16 protein-coding genes are annotated in these 13,188 nt (G+C 72.4%); 12 read left to right on the forward strand and 4 right to left on the reverse strand.

The window, feature by feature from the left end; translation table 11 throughout:
- Window positions 1-12 precede the first annotated feature (12 nt).
- The 3 genes from Q0L15_RS13520 to Q0L15_RS13530 are packed head-to-tail and all read left to right on the forward strand — an operon-like array spanning window position 13 to window position 2,731.
- A complete protein-coding gene (locus tag Q0L15_RS13520; protein ID WP_296604970.1) occupies window positions 13-717 on the forward strand; it encodes a response regulator transcription factor in 705 nt (234 codons plus the stop codon).
- Window positions 714-2,090 (forward strand): HAMP domain-containing sensor histidine kinase, encoded by a 1,377-nt coding sequence (locus Q0L15_RS13525; protein WP_296604971.1) that lies wholly within the window; start codon window positions 714-716, stop codon window positions 2,088-2,090. Before Q0L15_RS13520 ends, Q0L15_RS13525 begins: the two co-directional genes overlap by 4 nt.
- Window positions 2,087-2,731, forward strand: a complete 645-nt coding sequence (locus Q0L15_RS13530; protein ID WP_296604972.1) for a GerMN domain-containing protein — start codon at window positions 2,087-2,089, stop codon at window positions 2,729-2,731. The genes Q0L15_RS13525 and Q0L15_RS13530 overlap by 4 nt, the downstream gene beginning before the upstream one ends.
- A gap of 37 nt (window positions 2,732-2,768) precedes the next feature.
- Here Q0L15_RS13530 and Q0L15_RS13535 read toward each other — a convergent pair whose 3' ends face one another.
- Complete coding sequence (locus tag Q0L15_RS13535) at window positions 2,769-3,164, reverse strand: hypothetical protein (protein ID WP_296604973.1); 396 nt, start codon at window positions 3,162-3,164, stop codon at window positions 2,769-2,771.
- 22 nt (window positions 3,165-3,186) lie between these two features.
- Entirely contained in the window at window positions 3,187-3,546 is a 360-nt protein-coding gene (locus Q0L15_RS13540) for an STAS domain-containing protein (RefSeq protein ID WP_296604974.1), read from the reverse strand.
- Window positions 3,547-3,855: 309 nt separating this feature from the next.
- Here Q0L15_RS13540 and Q0L15_RS13545 point away from each other — a divergent pair, with 309 nt between their 5' ends.
- From Q0L15_RS13545 to Q0L15_RS13555, 3 genes are all read left to right on the forward strand, one after another.
- Entirely contained in the window at window positions 3,856-4,011 is a 156-nt protein-coding gene (locus tag Q0L15_RS13545; protein WP_296604975.1) for a hypothetical protein, read from the forward strand.
- Window positions 4,008-4,136 carry a hypothetical protein gene (locus tag Q0L15_RS13550; protein ID WP_296604976.1) on the forward strand — a complete coding sequence of 43 codons (129 nt, stop codon included), beginning with the start codon at window positions 4,008-4,010 and terminating at the stop codon, window positions 4,134-4,136. The genes Q0L15_RS13545 and Q0L15_RS13550 overlap by 4 nt, the downstream gene beginning before the upstream one ends.
- Window positions 4,137-4,199: 63 nt before the next feature.
- Window positions 4,200-4,619 carry a PRC-barrel domain-containing protein gene (locus tag Q0L15_RS13555; protein WP_296604977.1) on the forward strand — a complete coding sequence of 140 codons (420 nt, stop codon included), beginning with the start codon at window positions 4,200-4,202 and terminating at the stop codon, window positions 4,617-4,619.
- Window positions 4,620-4,625: 6 nt separating this feature from the next.
- Here the strand turns inward: Q0L15_RS13555 and Q0L15_RS13560 are convergent, their stop codons facing one another.
- Window positions 4,626-5,249 carry an MBL fold metallo-hydrolase gene (locus Q0L15_RS13560; protein ID WP_296604978.1) on the reverse strand — a complete coding sequence of 208 codons (624 nt, stop codon included), beginning with the start codon at window positions 5,247-5,249 and terminating at the stop codon, window positions 4,626-4,628.
- 61 nt (window positions 5,250-5,310) lie between these two features.
- On the opposite strand from Q0L15_RS13560, the gene Q0L15_RS13565 reads away from it, so the two are divergent.
- The 6 genes from Q0L15_RS13565 to Q0L15_RS13590 all read left to right on the forward strand — a co-directional run bounded on the left by Q0L15_RS13565 (window position 5,311) and on the right by Q0L15_RS13590 (window position 12,520).
- Window positions 5,311-5,751 carry a MarR family transcriptional regulator gene (locus tag Q0L15_RS13565; RefSeq protein ID WP_296604979.1) on the forward strand — a complete coding sequence of 147 codons (441 nt, stop codon included), beginning with the start codon at window positions 5,311-5,313 and terminating at the stop codon, window positions 5,749-5,751.
- A 116-nt stretch (window positions 5,752-5,867) separates the two neighbouring features.
- Window positions 5,868-7,355 (forward strand): DUF3375 domain-containing protein, encoded by a 1,488-nt coding sequence (locus Q0L15_RS13570; RefSeq protein WP_296604980.1) that lies wholly within the window; start codon window positions 5,868-5,870, stop codon window positions 7,353-7,355.
- Window positions 7,352-8,095: a DUF4194 domain-containing protein gene (locus Q0L15_RS13575; protein WP_296604981.1), complete on the forward strand. Its 744-nt coding sequence runs from the start codon at window positions 7,352-7,354 to the stop codon at window positions 8,093-8,095. The genes Q0L15_RS13570 and Q0L15_RS13575 overlap by 4 nt, the downstream gene beginning before the upstream one ends.
- Window positions 8,085-11,558 (forward strand): ATP-binding protein, encoded by a 3,474-nt coding sequence (locus Q0L15_RS13580; RefSeq protein WP_296604982.1) that lies wholly within the window; start codon window positions 8,085-8,087, stop codon window positions 11,556-11,558. Before Q0L15_RS13575 ends, Q0L15_RS13580 begins: the two co-directional genes overlap by 11 nt.
- 49 nt (window positions 11,559-11,607) lie before the next feature.
- A complete protein-coding gene (locus Q0L15_RS13585) occupies window positions 11,608-12,018 on the forward strand; it encodes a MerR family transcriptional regulator (RefSeq protein WP_296604983.1) in 411 nt (136 codons plus the stop codon).
- A 43-nt stretch (window positions 12,019-12,061) separates the two neighbouring features.
- Window positions 12,062-12,520: a VOC family protein gene (locus tag Q0L15_RS13590; RefSeq protein ID WP_296604984.1), complete on the forward strand. Its 459-nt coding sequence runs from the start codon at window positions 12,062-12,064 to the stop codon at window positions 12,518-12,520.
- Here Q0L15_RS13590 and Q0L15_RS13595 read toward each other — a convergent pair.
- Window positions 12,441-13,188 (reverse strand): polyprenol monophosphomannose synthase (locus Q0L15_RS13595; protein WP_296604985.1); only part of this gene is annotated, 748 nt, incomplete at its 5' end. The two genes, Q0L15_RS13590 and Q0L15_RS13595, sit on opposite strands and share 80 nt — an antisense overlap.

The raw sequence follows: 13,188 nt of genomic DNA on the forward strand, positions 1-13,188 counted from the left end.
ATCATGGAACGCATGACTCGGCTCCTGGTGCTGGAGGACGATGCCGGCCTGCGCGCGTCGCTGCGGATGGTGCTCGAGGACGAGGGCTACCAGGTGCTCGAGGCGGAGGATGCGGAGCGCGGGCTCGAGATCGTGGCCGACCCCGAGGGTGTCGACCTCATGCTGGTCGACCTGATGCTGCGCGGCATGGACGGGTTCTCGTTCATCCAGCGAGCACGCCCGCAGACCGAGGCGCCGATCGTCGTGGTGAGCGCACGCGACGGCGTCGAGGACATCGTCGCGGCCCTGGAGTCCGGGGCCGACGACTACGTGACCAAACCGTTCCTCGTCGACGAGGTCAAGGCCCGGCTCAAGGCGCTGCTCCGGCGGCCGTCGATGTCGGGTGCACCCCAGCGCGAGGCCGACGTGTTCGTGCTCGACTCCCACGACGGGCCGCTCGTGTTCGACCGTGGTGCTGCGGCCCTGACGCGGGATGGCGTCGAGATCCACCTGACCAACACCGAGTTCCGGCTGTTGAGCGCTCTGGTCGACCACGTCGGTCTGGTGCTGAGCCGCAGCTCGCTCCTGGAGCACGTCTGGGAGCGCGGCTTCTTCGGTGACGAGCGGATCGTCGACGTGCACGTGCGCCGACTGCGCAAGAAGCTGGAGGTCGATCCCAGCTCGCCGGCGATCCTGGTGACGGTCCGGGGCCTCGGGTACCGGCTCGACCGCCGATGACCCTGCGCCGCAGGCGCGGCCTGCGCTCCGCGGTGACCGCAGCCTTCGCTCTCGGGGCGCTGTTGATCTCCGCCGCACTGGCGGCCGGCACCTACTTCTCGGTCCGGCACTTCCTCGTCGAGCAGCGCGAGCGCACCGCCCTGCGTCAGGCGTTCACCGACAGCGCGCTGGTCCGAGACAACCTGCAGACCTCGGGTGCCGAGGTGAGTGAGGTCCTCGGGTCGTTGAGTCCGCCTGCCGGCGCCGCGATCTACGTCCGACGCCACGGCGAGTGGTACTCCTCGCAGCTGGACAGTGCTGGTCCGGAGCTGACGGCCGAGGTCCAGCCCGTCGTGGCCGAGGGCAGCGCGGCACTGGGATGGACGGACCGGACGGATCCCTCCGCCGTCGTGGTGGGCGTGCCGCTCCCGGCCGTGGATGCGGAGTACTACGAGGTGTCGGTGCCGGAGGAGCTGGACCGCACCCTGTGGACGCTCGCGATCGCCCTCGCCGTGTGCGCGGCCGTCACGACCCTTGCCGGCGCCGTGGTCGGTCGGAGCGTGAGCCGACGGGTCCTGGGGCCGCTCCACGACGTGGCCTCGGCGGCCGTGCGGGTGTCGGCCGGTGATCTCACCACGCGCCTGGATGCGACCGACGACCCGGATCTGGCTGCGCTCGTCGGATCGTTCAACCACATGGTCGACGCGCTGCGACACCGCATCGAGCAGGACGCACGCTTCGCCGCCGACGTGGCCCACGAGCTGCGTACGCCGGTGACCACCCTGACGACCAGCCTGAGCCTGCTCGAGCACGCGCCCGACCTGTCCCCTCGGACCGGTCAGGCGGTCGAGCTGATGACGCGCGAGCTCGATCGGTTCCGGCGCGCGCTGGATGACCTGCTCACGCTCGGCAAGCTCGACGCCGGCCACCCCGGGGCCGAGCCGATCACGATCGGCGCCCGCGAGCTCGTGGTGCAGGCCCTGCGTGCCTCGGGGCACGACCCCATCGTGCTGACCGGGACGCCACCGGACGCCACGGACCCGCCGGTCCGGGTCGACCGGGTCCACCTCCTGCGCGCCTTCACGAACCTGTTCCGCAACGCCGACGTCCACGGCGGTGGCCTGAGTGCCGTCGAGGTCGAGAGGATCGACGACCTTGTCGAGGTCCGCGTCCAGGATCGCGGCCCCGGCGTCCCGGCAGCGGAACGAGCCCGCATCTTCGAGCGGTTCGCCCGCGCCGGCGGCGAGAAGGACGGCACGGGCAGCGGGCTCGGCTTGAGCATCGTGCAGCAGGCGGTGCGCGCCCACGGAGGGGACGTCTGGTGCGCCGACGGCGCGATCGGCGGTGCGGTGTTCGTCGTCCGGCTCCCGGTCGCCACGGAGGGGGCCTCGTGAGCCGGCTCCTGCGGCGCACCGCCGCTGGTGCCCTCGTCCTGGCGGGTGTGTGCGGGCTGTCGGCGTGCGGGCTGCCCGGTCCCGGCGACGTCCGACGCGTCGATGCCGAGGACGTCCCGTACCGGTTGCTCGAGTCGCCGTCGCCGCTGACTTCCGCGCCGGCCCCACCCCGCCGCGGGACGAAGGCGCCGGCTGTGTTCTGGGTGGACGACGAGGTCCTGCGACCGACGCTCAGCGGGGACGACTGTGCCGGCGACCCCGAGACCGTGGTGGAGGGGCTGCTGCGCTCGCTCGCCCACGGCCCCTCGGAGGAGCAGCGCGTCGAGGGGCGGTCATCGGCCATCCCGGCCGACTTCGGGCTCGAGCTCACCGGGGTCGAGTCGGCGACGGCGACGGTCGACATCGAGCCGACAGCATCGCTGGGCGCGGACCAGCTGCCGGTGGCGGTCGCCCAGATCGTGCTGACCGTGACGTCCGCGCCCGGCGTCCTCTCCGTGGTGCTCACCACTGACGGCGAACCTCTCCAGGTCCCGCTCCCGGACGGGGCGCTCGTCGGTACGCCGGTCACCGCCCCCGACTACGCGGAGCTGCTTCCGCGCCGCCTGCAGGCCCCCGGCGCCGCGGGGTGCTCGGGCCGCTGAGACGCCGGCACGCGTGGGGGCGGACGTCGGCCCCGGCTCAGGCCACGTCCGCGACGATCCACTGGATCCAGGCGGTGCCGTTGTGTCCCAGGCCCCACTCGGCGGCCAGTGCGTCGAGCGTGGCGATGGTGCCGGTGAGCGCCTGCTCCGGGCGCTCTGGGAGCGCGGCGTCGGCGCCGCCGTACCAGCGCAGGTCGACGCGCACCTGCTCCACGTCGACCCACCGCACCAGCATCGTCAGTGCTCGCGGCTCGAACCGGGTGCCGTGCTCGACGGCCGCGCCCATCAGGTAGCCGAGGCGCCGCCGGGCGTTCGCGGGCAGGGCCCGGTCGTCGGCCCATCGGGCCATCAGGTCGAGGACGGTGTCGACGATGCCCGGCTGGCAGATGACGTCGAACCGGCTGACGCCGGGCTCAGGGCGCGGTGCGAGCATCCCTCGGGGCTGCGAGGTCATCTCATCGGCCCCCGTCGTCGGTGAAGCGCGGCCCGAGCGTCGGGAACGCGGGCACCGCGGCTCCGCCAGCGGTGGGGCTCACGACGTGGAGCAGGCCGGCGCGTTCCAGGGTGTCGTGACATCGCCGCGACGACCGACAGAGCTCGATCTCGATGCCGTGAGCGGCGCAGCGTCGTCGGGCCCACAGCAGCATCGCGATCGTCGTCGAGGAGACCCGGTCCACCGCCGCCATGTCGAGGACCAATGCTCGGGGACGCGCGGCGAGCGCAGCGTCGAGCCGGTGCTCGAACTCCTCGAAGCGTGATCCGGGGCCGACGTCGTGCAGCGCGACGATGCCGTCGCCGCCTGTCTGCTCCGCCATGACTCCACCGTGACGGACCCAGATGTCAGTTCGCCGGACCGGCACTTTGCAGTTTCGTGACAGCCGGCGATCGAGCCTCGGTCATTGCCTGCAGTCGCCTTGTGTGCCTCGTGGACGCATGTGTTGATGGAAGAACAACGACAGGTCGGACGACCCGGCCGGATCGAGGAGGCAAGCACCATGGTCGCCATCACCCCGCGTGCCGCACGTGTCATCCAGCGCGTGACCGCCCACCCGCATCTCGCCCCCACGTCGGGACTCCGCATCGCCCCCCGGCGCGACCCAGGTGCTCGTCTGGAGGTCAGCGCGGTGACGGGCCCAGAGCCCGGGGACCAGGTGCTGGAGCAGGACGGTGGCCGGCTGTTCCTGGCGCAGGAGGCCGCGGACCGTATCGCCGGCCGCGAGCTCGACGCGGTGGTGGACGAGCAGGGTCGCGTCCAGTTCGTCTCGAGAAGTGCCGCATGACGACGTCTCGTCTCGACGATGCCCGGGCGCTGCGCCGGCTGACCGTCATCGCACGGCGCGACGCCGTGGCCCGACGGGCAATGCGCCGGGACCGGATGCTGCAGCTGCTGCGCCGGGCCTGCTGAGCAGCGGCCTGTCGCTTTCCCGAACACCGACTCACGTGGCCACGGCCAGACCGGAGAAGGCAGATGACTACCTCTGACGCGATCCTGACCTATGTCGGCTCCAGCGGCCTCGACGTCGCACCCCCCGACGACGACGTCACCGGCCTCGCCGTCGTGGACCCCGAGGGCCTGCGGATCGGCGAGGTCGAGGACGTCGTCATCGACACCCGGGACCACCGGGTGCGGCTGATCTGCGTCGTGTCGGGCGGCATCCTGGGTTTCGCTGCCGATCGGACGCTGCTCCCCGTCGAGACCGTGACCAAGGTCGACGACCGGGTCCACGTCGACCGGTCGTACAGCGAGATCCAAGCGCGCCGCGCGGAGGTCATGGAGACGGGCGCGGCCTCCGGTCGAGCGGGGCGACCGGAGGAGCCGGCCTTCGAGCAGGCGTACGTCGCCTACGGCGTCCTTCCGTTCAGGGACCGCGCGCTCACCGGTGACTGACGAGGCTCAGACGGTCTCGCCCGGCGCGGGCGAGAGCAGTGGGATGCCCGTGAGCCCGTCGGCGCCGAGGAACCTGTCCATCGAGGTGCGGCCGATCTCGCCGAGCATCGCGTCGTGGATCTGCACGCTGCGCCGGGGCCGCACGGCCCGGACGAAGTCGACCGCCTCGCCGACCTTGGTCCAGGGTCCGCTGGTCGGCAGGAGCAGGGTGTCGACCTCGGCGTCGGGCACGACATAGGCGTCGCCGGGGTGGTAGACGCCCTCGACCAGGTAGCCCAGGTTCGACACCGGGGGCAGGTCGGCGTGGATCGCGGCGTGCTCGCCGCCGACCGCGCGGACCTCGAAGCCCGCGGCTCCGAAGGTGTCGCCGGGGGTGACCACCGTGACCCGGTCGGCGGGCAGCAGGGCCGCGACCGCCGCGGGTGCGAAGACCGGCAGCTCGGGTCGGCGGTCCAGCGCCGTGCGGACGACGTCGACGTCGAGGTGGTCGAAGTGGTCGTGCGTCACCAGGACGGCGTCGACCCGGGCCAGGAGCTCGGCGGCCTGTGGGGTGAAGGTGCCGGGATCGAACAGCAGCGTGCGGTCGTCGGCGGTGAGTGTCAGGCAGGCGTGGGCGAACTTCGTCAACATGGCCTAAGCATACAGTCGACCTGCACAGTTCAGCTGTGCAGAGCGCGCGTAGGATCGCGACGTGGGCGATGACCTGTCCGACCGGCTCCGGGCGTCCGTGGGCGCGTTCGTGCGCTCCGGGCGCCTGCACCAGTCCGAGCTGGCCGAGCACCAGGCCCAGGCGCTGGGGTTCTTGATGCGCGAGGGTCCGTTGACCGTCGCGGAGCTGGCGGCGCGTCGGCGCGTGCGTCACCAGTCGATGCAGACGGCGGTCGTCGAGCTCGAGCGGGTCGGCTTCGTGACCCGGGGACCTGACCCTCGCGACCAGCGAGCGCGGCTCGTGACGATCACCTCCGCCGGGCTGAGCACCCTGCGCCGCGAGCTCGACCGGCGCAGTGCCGTCATCGCCGCCGCGATCGACTCCGAGCTGGACGAGGAGGAGCGCGAGCTGTTGGAGCGGGTCCCCGACCTCCTCCAGCGGCTCGCAGCACACATCAGCAGTGCGGGGGAGCGGCGTTCCTGAGCGGCGTACGCCCAGCGTGAGGCGAGCCGTGCCGTCGAGGCTGCTTTTCGCTCTGTCCCCGTCGTTTGCGATGCTTGCGCTCCGGCACGCCAGGGAGGGACCAGGGGGGAGCAGCAGTGAGCGAGATCGCGGGCGAGCTCGCCCGGGTCAAGGGCGCGTTCGCGCAGCCGACCCTGACCCTGCTCCACCAGCGGCAGGCGCCGGTGGTCATCACGATCTTCCGGGCGGCCTTCGGCCGCAGCAACAAGCCGATCCCGACGGCCCGGCTGCACACCCAGGTGGAGGAGCACCTCGCGGAGATCCGGCTCGCGGGCGAGCAGGACGTCCCCACCGGCAGCGGCCGCGAGATCTGCCAGCGCTGGATGCGCGGGCAGTGGCTGGTGCGGTCGCTGGACGACGCGGGGCACGAGGTCTACGCGCTGACGTCGCACGCCCAGCAGGCCCTCGAACTGGTCAAGAACCTCGCCCGCGACCGCGCGACCCTCAGTGAGCACCGCATCGCGACGATCCTCGGCACCGTCCGGCGCTTCAACTCCGAGGCCAACCCCGACCGGTCCGCCCGGGTGAGCATCCTCAACGCCGAGATCGCCCGGCTGCAGCTCGAGCGCGACCGCCTGGTCGAGGGCGCCGACATGGTGGGCGCGACCGAGGACTACATGCACGAGGGCTTCACCGAGCTGCTCTCGCTGATCTCCGCGCTGCCGAGCGACTTCGCGCGGGTCGAGGAGCGGTTCGCCACGATCCGCGGTGAGATCCTCGCGGCGTTCCGCGCCGAGGACCGGCCCGCGGGCGAGGTCATCGACGACTACCTCGCCCGCGCCGACGCGCTGATGACGGCCACCCACGAGGGCCGGGCCTTCGAGGGTGCGTTCATGCTGCTGCGCGACGACGCCCTCGTCACCCAGCTCCGCGAGGACCTCGCGGCGCTGCTCGACCACCCCCTGTCTGACCGGATCCTCACCGATGCCGACCGGGCCGAGGTGCGCGGCACCGTGCGTCTGGTGCGCGACGGCCTCGACCGGGTGCTCGCCCAGCGGTCGCGGGTCACGGCGACGCTGAAGGAGTACATCGTCTCCCACGACGCGGCACGCGACCGCGAGCTCGAGCAGACGCTGCGCCAGGTCGAGTCCGAGCTGATGACCTGGATGGCGACCACGGGCCCGCGCGCCACCCACGACGTGCCGCTCCTGCCGGCGCGCGCCGGCGTCGAGCACCTCCGTGAGCGGTTCTACGACCCGGCCGACGACCTGCTGCCCGACCGGATCGCCACCGCCGACCCCCAGGACGCTCCGTCGATCGCGCTCTCGGACCTCGTGGCCCAGGGCGGACCCAAGCTGACGACGCTGCGCCAGCGCCTCGACGAGGCCCTGGCCTCGCTCAACCCGGTGGGCTCGCTCGGAGAGCTCTTCGACGAGCTGGAGCCCTCGCTGCGCCGACCGGTCGAGATCTTCGGCTTGCTCCACCTGGCGGCCGACCGCGAGTGGCGCGCCGAGGACGCCGTCGAGCCGTTCGTGGCGGTGCGTCCCGACGGGACCCGGCGCACGTTCGCCGTGCCGCGCACCCCCCTGCCCGACCCCGACCTCGAGAAGGACGGCCGCCGATGAGCGTCGAGACCAGCGCCGAGATCGAGAGCGACGAGGAGATCGTCGACGACGACTCGGTGTCGTTGTTCGAGGGCGACGAGGGTGGCCTCGAGTACGCCCAACGGCATGCCCTCGTGACCTTGCTCAAGCAGCGCTTCGTCAGCGCGCGCACCCACCCGCGTGACTGGCAGGTGCTCGTGGAGCACGAGCGCGTCCTGCGCTCCCGCCTCAACGACCTCTTCCTCGACCTGCAGGTCGACCGCGACCGCGAGGTCGCGTGGAAGCGGCAGGCGACCCCCGAGGCCGGCGACCGCTTCCCGACCCTGCTCTACGACGCCGCCTGGTCCCGCGAGGAGACGCTCGTGCTCGTCCACCTCCGCGACCGGCTGCGTGCGGGTCAGGCGGGCGGCGACGCGCGCGTCTTCGTCGACCGCGAGGACCTCGTCGACTACGTCGCGAGCTTCCGGCCTCCGCACGCGACCGACGTGGCCGGCGACGAGAAGCGCGCCCGCAACGCCGTGGCGAGCGTCCTCAAGGCCGGCCTGCTCATCGCCACCGGTACCGACGAGCGCTTCGAGATCAGCGAAGCCGTCGAGCCGCTGCTGCCGCTCGAGCTGCTCCAGGAGCTTCTGGAGGCCCTCCAGCGGGCCAACAACACCGACGCGCCGCCCCAGGACCCCGCTGACCTCTTCGACGAGGACACCGGGTCCGCAGACGACACCGCACACGACCGGGCAGGGAGCACCGACGATGTCCGTTGACGAGATCGAGTCGGTCGCCTCCGACGGCCTGTTCGAGCGGCAGCAGGTCGCCACGCCCACCGACGACACCGTGCAGTGGCGCGCGTCGCTGATGCAGCTGGTCAACTGGGGCGGCTTCGGAGGCCTGACCACGATCCCGCTGCGCGGTGAGACCACGGTCATCTCCGGCGCCTCCGGGGTCGGCAAGAGCACCATCCTCGACGCCTACACCGCGCTGATGATGCCCTCGGACACGAAGTTCAACGGTGCCTCCAACGACGCGGTCGCGGGCCGCGCCCGCGGCGCCGGACAGCGCAACCTGCTCTCCTACCTACGGGGAGCGGTCGACGTGGTCGACGACCCTCGCACCGGCCGCCCGGTCGAGAAGCTCCTGCGCGGCAAGGGCTCCGACACCTGGGGCGCGATCGCCATGACGTTCGTCAACGACCGCGGCGGGCGCTTCACCGCGCTCCGCACCTACTACGTGCCCCGGCGTGCGACCCGGTCGGGCGACGTGCAGATGCAGCTGGCCACCCACGAGGGCGCCGTCGCGCTCGACGCGCTCGAGGCGGCGGTGCCCGAGCGGTTCCACGCCAACACGCTCAAGAAGCTCTTCCCCGGCATCCGCGTCCACCGCACCTACGCCGAGTACTCCGCGGTGCTGCACGCCCGTCTCGGCATCGGCGCCAACGGCGATGGAGCCAAGGCGCTGCGGTTGTTGGCCCGCATCCAGGCCGGCAACCAGGTGCGCAGCGTCGACGAGCTCTACAAGGAGATGGTGCTCGAGCGACCCGCGACGTACGCCGCCGCGGACCGCGCCATCGAGCACTTCGACGACCTCGAGACGGCCTACTCCGCCATGCGCTCCGAGGAGCAGAAGCTCCAGCTGCTCGAGCCGATCGCCGACCTCCACGAGCGTCGCGGGACGGCCGCTCGACGGCTCGCCGAGCTCGACTCCTACGGCGTCACCCTCGGCGGTGACACGCCCCTGCGGCTGTGGCTGCTGCGCACCCACCTGCGGCTGATCGAGGCGGCCGTGACGGTCAACCGCGACGACCGGGCCGCGACGAGCGACCAGCTCGCCGCGACGACCTCGTCCGAGCGGGACCTGCTGACCGACCTCGAGGCCGCGAAGGAGGTGCACCGCGCTGCCGGTGGATCCACGCTCCAGTCGCTCGCCCTGTCGCTGGAGCAGGAGCAGGTGGTCCGCGCGGACCGGCTCGGCCGGCGTGCGGTGCTGCAGGAGCGGATCCTGCCGCTGATCGACGTGGCGGACGCCTCGGCGCCCGACGTGGAGGCGTCGCTGCTCTCGGCGGAGGCCTTCGGCCTGCTCCAGCTGCACGCGCGCCAGTGGCTCGCCGGCTGGCAGCGCGACCAGGAGCGCATCCGCCAGCGTCGCGACGCCGCGCTGCAGCGCCAGTTCCCGCTCAGCGAGCGCCGGTCCGAGCTGCGCCGCGAGCGCGCGTCGCTGGAGAGTCGAGCGGGCCGGGTGCCCGCGCGGATGCACGAGCTGCGCGCCGAGGTCGCCGAGGCGAGCGGCCTCGGCGTCGACGAGCTGCCGTTCGTCGCCGAGCTCATCGACGTCGCGCCCGAGGAGGCGCGCTGGCGCACGGCCATCGACACGGTCCTGGGCGCCAGTGCCCGCACCATGCTCGTGCCGCTGGACCGGCTCGACGAGTTCTCCCGAGCCATCGACGGGCTGCGGCTGCGCGGCCGGATCACCTTCGAGGGCGCCGAGCTCGACCTGCCCGACCTCGGCCCGGCCGACCCCGAGTGCGTCGCCGGCAAGCTGCTCCACCGCGACTCGCCGTTCTCCGGCTGGGTCCAGGCGCACGTCTCGGCTCCGGCGCGCAACGCGCTGTGCGTGGAGTCCGCCGACGGCCTCGCCGGACCGGGTTTCCGGGTGACGCTCGCCGGCCAGGTCCGCAACGGACGCCGCGGCGCCCACGGTCGCAACGACGCGCGCAGCATCATCGGGTTCTCCAACGCCGACGCGATCGCCGAGGTCGACGCCGAGCTCGCCGCGCTCGAGGGGGAGCTCGACGCGATCGCCGGCGAGGTCGCCGACCTCGACCGCCAGGCACGGCTGCTCGAGCAGCAGCGGCTGTCCTACGAGACCGTCGTCGCCGCGCGCTTCGACGACCTCGACGTCGACGGCAGTGACCGCCGCATCGCCGATCTCGAGCGCCGGCGCGCCGAGCTCCTCGAGGCCGACGACCAGCTGCAGGCGCTGGAGACCCAGATCGCCGATCTCGACGCCCGACTTGAGGAGGCCCGTCGCGCTCGCTACGGCCTGGAGCAGCGGCAGCGCGAGCTCAACATCGCGCACGCGGAGCTCGTCGACGCCGAGGACCACGTCAAGGACCGGCTCGAGTCCATGGAGGCCTCCGGTCGGGTCGTCATCAGCGAGGACCAGGACGCCGCGCTGACCCGCGACTTCGCTGCGGCAGCGGCTCCGGCCGACCCGGAGGACCTCGATCGGTTCGCCGAGACCTCCCAGCGGCTCGCGGGCCGGCTGCGGGACGCGGTGGCCGACGCCGAGGCCGAGATCAAGCGCGTCGACGACGAGCTGACCGCGATCTTCCGGATGTACAAGTTCCAGTGGGACTCGCCCAACCTCGGGGTGACCGCCGACTCCTACGCCGACTACGCCCGGATCCTCGAGGACATCAGGGGCAAGGGTCTCGCCGAGCGGCGCTCGGAGTGGCGCCGGCGTCTCACCGAGTGGAGCGGACAGGACCTGGTCCCGCTCGTGGGTGCCATGGCTGCCTCGATCGAGGAGATCGAGGACCGGCTCGAGCCCATCAACGCGATCCTGCGGGGCCTGGAGTTCGGATCGTCCGGTGACCGGCTCCGGATCCGCCTGCGCCGGCTGAGCCCCGCGCACGTCCAGACGTTCATGAAGGACCTCCGCTCGCTCTCGTCGGGCTCGGCCACCGAGCTGGGCGAGGAGCAGATGGAGAAGCGGTTCACCGAGCTCAGCCGGTTCATGCAGCAGCTGCGCAAGCCCAGCCAGGTGGGGGAGGCGCCGGGCGTGCTCACCGACCGCGACCGGCTGCTCGACGTACGCCGCCACGTCGAGGTCAGCGCCGAGCGCTACGACCACCTCACCGGCGAGCTGCGCGCGACCTACCGGACCCTGGGGGAGAAGAGCGGCGGCGAGAGCCAGGAGCTGGTCGCCTTCATCGTCGGCTCGGCTCTGCGCTTCCGGCTGGGCGACGAGATGCGGTCGCGTCCCCGGTTCGCGCCGGTGTTCCTCGACGAGGGCTTCGTCAAGGCCGACTCGGAGTTCGCCGGACGCGCCGTCCGGGCCTGGCGCGGGCTGGGCTTCCAGCTCATCGTCGGCGTCCCGCTGGACAAGGTGACGGGCCTCGAGCCGCACATGGACGAGCTGCTGGCGATCACCAAGAACGCCACCACCCACCAGTCCTGGATCACGCCGATCACCGGCGCCGATCCCGCGACGGCGTCCGCAGGAGGCTGACGGGTCGCCGCCGCCTTGTGCGTCGGCGGGAGCAAGGCAGACTCGGGGCATGGTGAACGGTGCGATCGGTGGCACGGTGAGCGACATGAGGATCGGGGAGCTGGCGGAACGCACCGCCACGACCGTCCGCTCGATCCGCTACTACGAGTCCTGCGGCCTGCTGCGCTCGACGCGCACCGGCCAGGGTCATCGGCGGTTCGCCGAGTCCGACGTCGACCGGGTGATCCGGATCCAGGAGATGTTGGCGGGCGGCCTGAGCACGAGCACCATCCGCGAGCTGCTTCCGTGCCTGGACGCACCACCGTCCCAGCGCACCGGCCACCTGGAGCTGCGGCTCGCCGAGGAGCGTGAGCGGCTCGAGCGCCAGCAGCGCGAGATCGCCCGGGCGCAGGAGGTGCTCGACGAGTTCCTCCGAAGCGTCACGGGGCCGAGTGAGGCCGTGGTTCCCGGCGGGTGCTGAGTCCCTTGAACCTGACACCGGTGTCAGGTCCGAGGATGTCGCCATGACGAACCCATCCCGCATCAAGCAGCTGCGCCTCGTCGTCGAGGCCGCGGACTACGACGAGGCCCTGACGTTCTACCGGGACGTGCTGGGCATGCCCGAGCTCGCCGCCTTCGCCGAGGGCGGCGACGACCGTGTCGCGATCCTGGACGCCGGTCGCGCGACGTTGGAGCTGGCGAGTCCGGCGCACAAGGAGGCCATCGACCGGGTCGAGACCGACGGTCTCGTCGGTGCCCGGCTGCGCGTCGCCTTCGAGGTCGAGGACACTGCCGCCGTCACCGACGAGGCCGCCGCGACAGGTGCCGAGCTCCTCGCGCCACCGGTGGAGACGCCGTGGCGGTCGCTGAACTCCCGCCTGCGCGCCCCGGCCTCCCTCGAGATCACGTTCTTCCAGGAGCTGGAGGACCCGGAGCAGCGCGCCGTACGTCCGGGCTTCGCCACGGACGACGACCGCCCCTGAGCGCTCGCACCGGTGACGCGTCGGCGCGACGGCTGCGCCGGACACCGGCGAGCTCCTCGAGCCGCCACCGGAGCACGAGGGTGGCCGCCTCGCGGGCGACGTCCGCAGTCATCTTGGAGTCGCCCGCGGTGCGCTCGGTGAAGGTGATGGGATGCTCGGCGACCCGCAGCCCGAGACGCTCGCAGCGCCACGTGTTCTCGACCTGGAAGCCGTAGCCGGTGGAGGTCGTGTCCAGCGGGCCGGCCGCCACCACGGCGCTGGCGCGCCAGGCCCGCAGGCCCGCGGTGGTGTCCCGGGTCCGCAACCGCAACACGCTGCGTGCGTAGCGGTTCGCGCACCACGAGAGCGCCCGCCGGCGCACAGGCCAGTTCTCCGTGCGGCCTCCGGGGACATACCGGGAGCCGAGCACGACATCGTGGGTGCGCAGGAGGTCGATGAGCATCGGGACCGCCTCGACCGGGTGGGACCCGTCGGCGTCCATCTGCACGATCGCGTCGTAGCCGCGGGCGAGGGCGTGAGCGAAGCCGGCACGGTACGCCGACCCGAGGCCGTCCTTGGACTCGCGGGTGAGCAGGCTGAGCCAGTCCCCGAGAGCGGCGTGGGCGCGGACCACGTCGGCGGTCCCGTCGGGACTGCTGTCGTCGACGACCAGCGCGTCGACCCGGACG

The organism is Nocardioides sp. (assembly GCF_024509035.1).
Lineage (GTDB): Bacteria > Actinomycetota > Actinomycetes > Propionibacteriales > Nocardioidaceae > Nocardioides.

What these genes read in the sequence shown, in the direction of transcription:
- Q0L15_RS13555 (WP_296604977.1), top strand. Translation starts at nt 4,200, where the DNA reads ATGACTACCTCTGACGCGATCCTGACCTATGTCGGCTCCAGCGGCCTC.
- Q0L15_RS13560 (WP_296604978.1), bottom strand. Translation starts at nt 5,249, where the DNA reads ATGTTGACGAAGTTCGCCCACGCCTGCCTGACACTCACCGCCGACGAC.
- Q0L15_RS13585 (WP_296604983.1), top strand. Translation starts at nt 11,608, where the DNA reads ATGGTGAACGGTGCGATCGGTGGCACGGTGAGCGACATGAGGATCGGG.
- Q0L15_RS13535 (WP_296604973.1), bottom strand. Translation starts at nt 3,164, where the DNA reads ATGCTCGCACCGCGCCCTGAGCCCGGCGTCAGCCGGTTCGACGTCATC.
- Q0L15_RS13590 (WP_296604984.1), top strand. Translation starts at nt 12,062, where the DNA reads ATGACGAACCCATCCCGCATCAAGCAGCTGCGCCTCGTCGTCGAGGCC.
- Q0L15_RS13575 (WP_296604981.1), top strand. Translation starts at nt 7,352, where the DNA reads ATGAGCGTCGAGACCAGCGCCGAGATCGAGAGCGACGAGGAGATCGTC.
- Q0L15_RS13580 (WP_296604982.1), top strand. Translation starts at nt 8,085, where the DNA reads ATGTCCGTTGACGAGATCGAGTCGGTCGCCTCCGACGGCCTGTTCGAG.
- Q0L15_RS13550 (WP_296604976.1), top strand. Translation starts at nt 4,008, where the DNA reads ATGACGACGTCTCGTCTCGACGATGCCCGGGCGCTGCGCCGGCTGACC.
- Q0L15_RS13520 (WP_296604970.1), top strand. Translation starts at nt 13, where the DNA reads ATGACTCGGCTCCTGGTGCTGGAGGACGATGCCGGCCTGCGCGCGTCG.
- Q0L15_RS13540 (WP_296604974.1), bottom strand. Translation starts at nt 3,546, where the DNA reads ATGGCGGAGCAGACAGGCGGCGACGGCATCGTCGCGCTGCACGACGTC.
- Q0L15_RS13525 (WP_296604971.1), top strand. Translation starts at nt 714, where the DNA reads ATGACCCTGCGCCGCAGGCGCGGCCTGCGCTCCGCGGTGACCGCAGCC.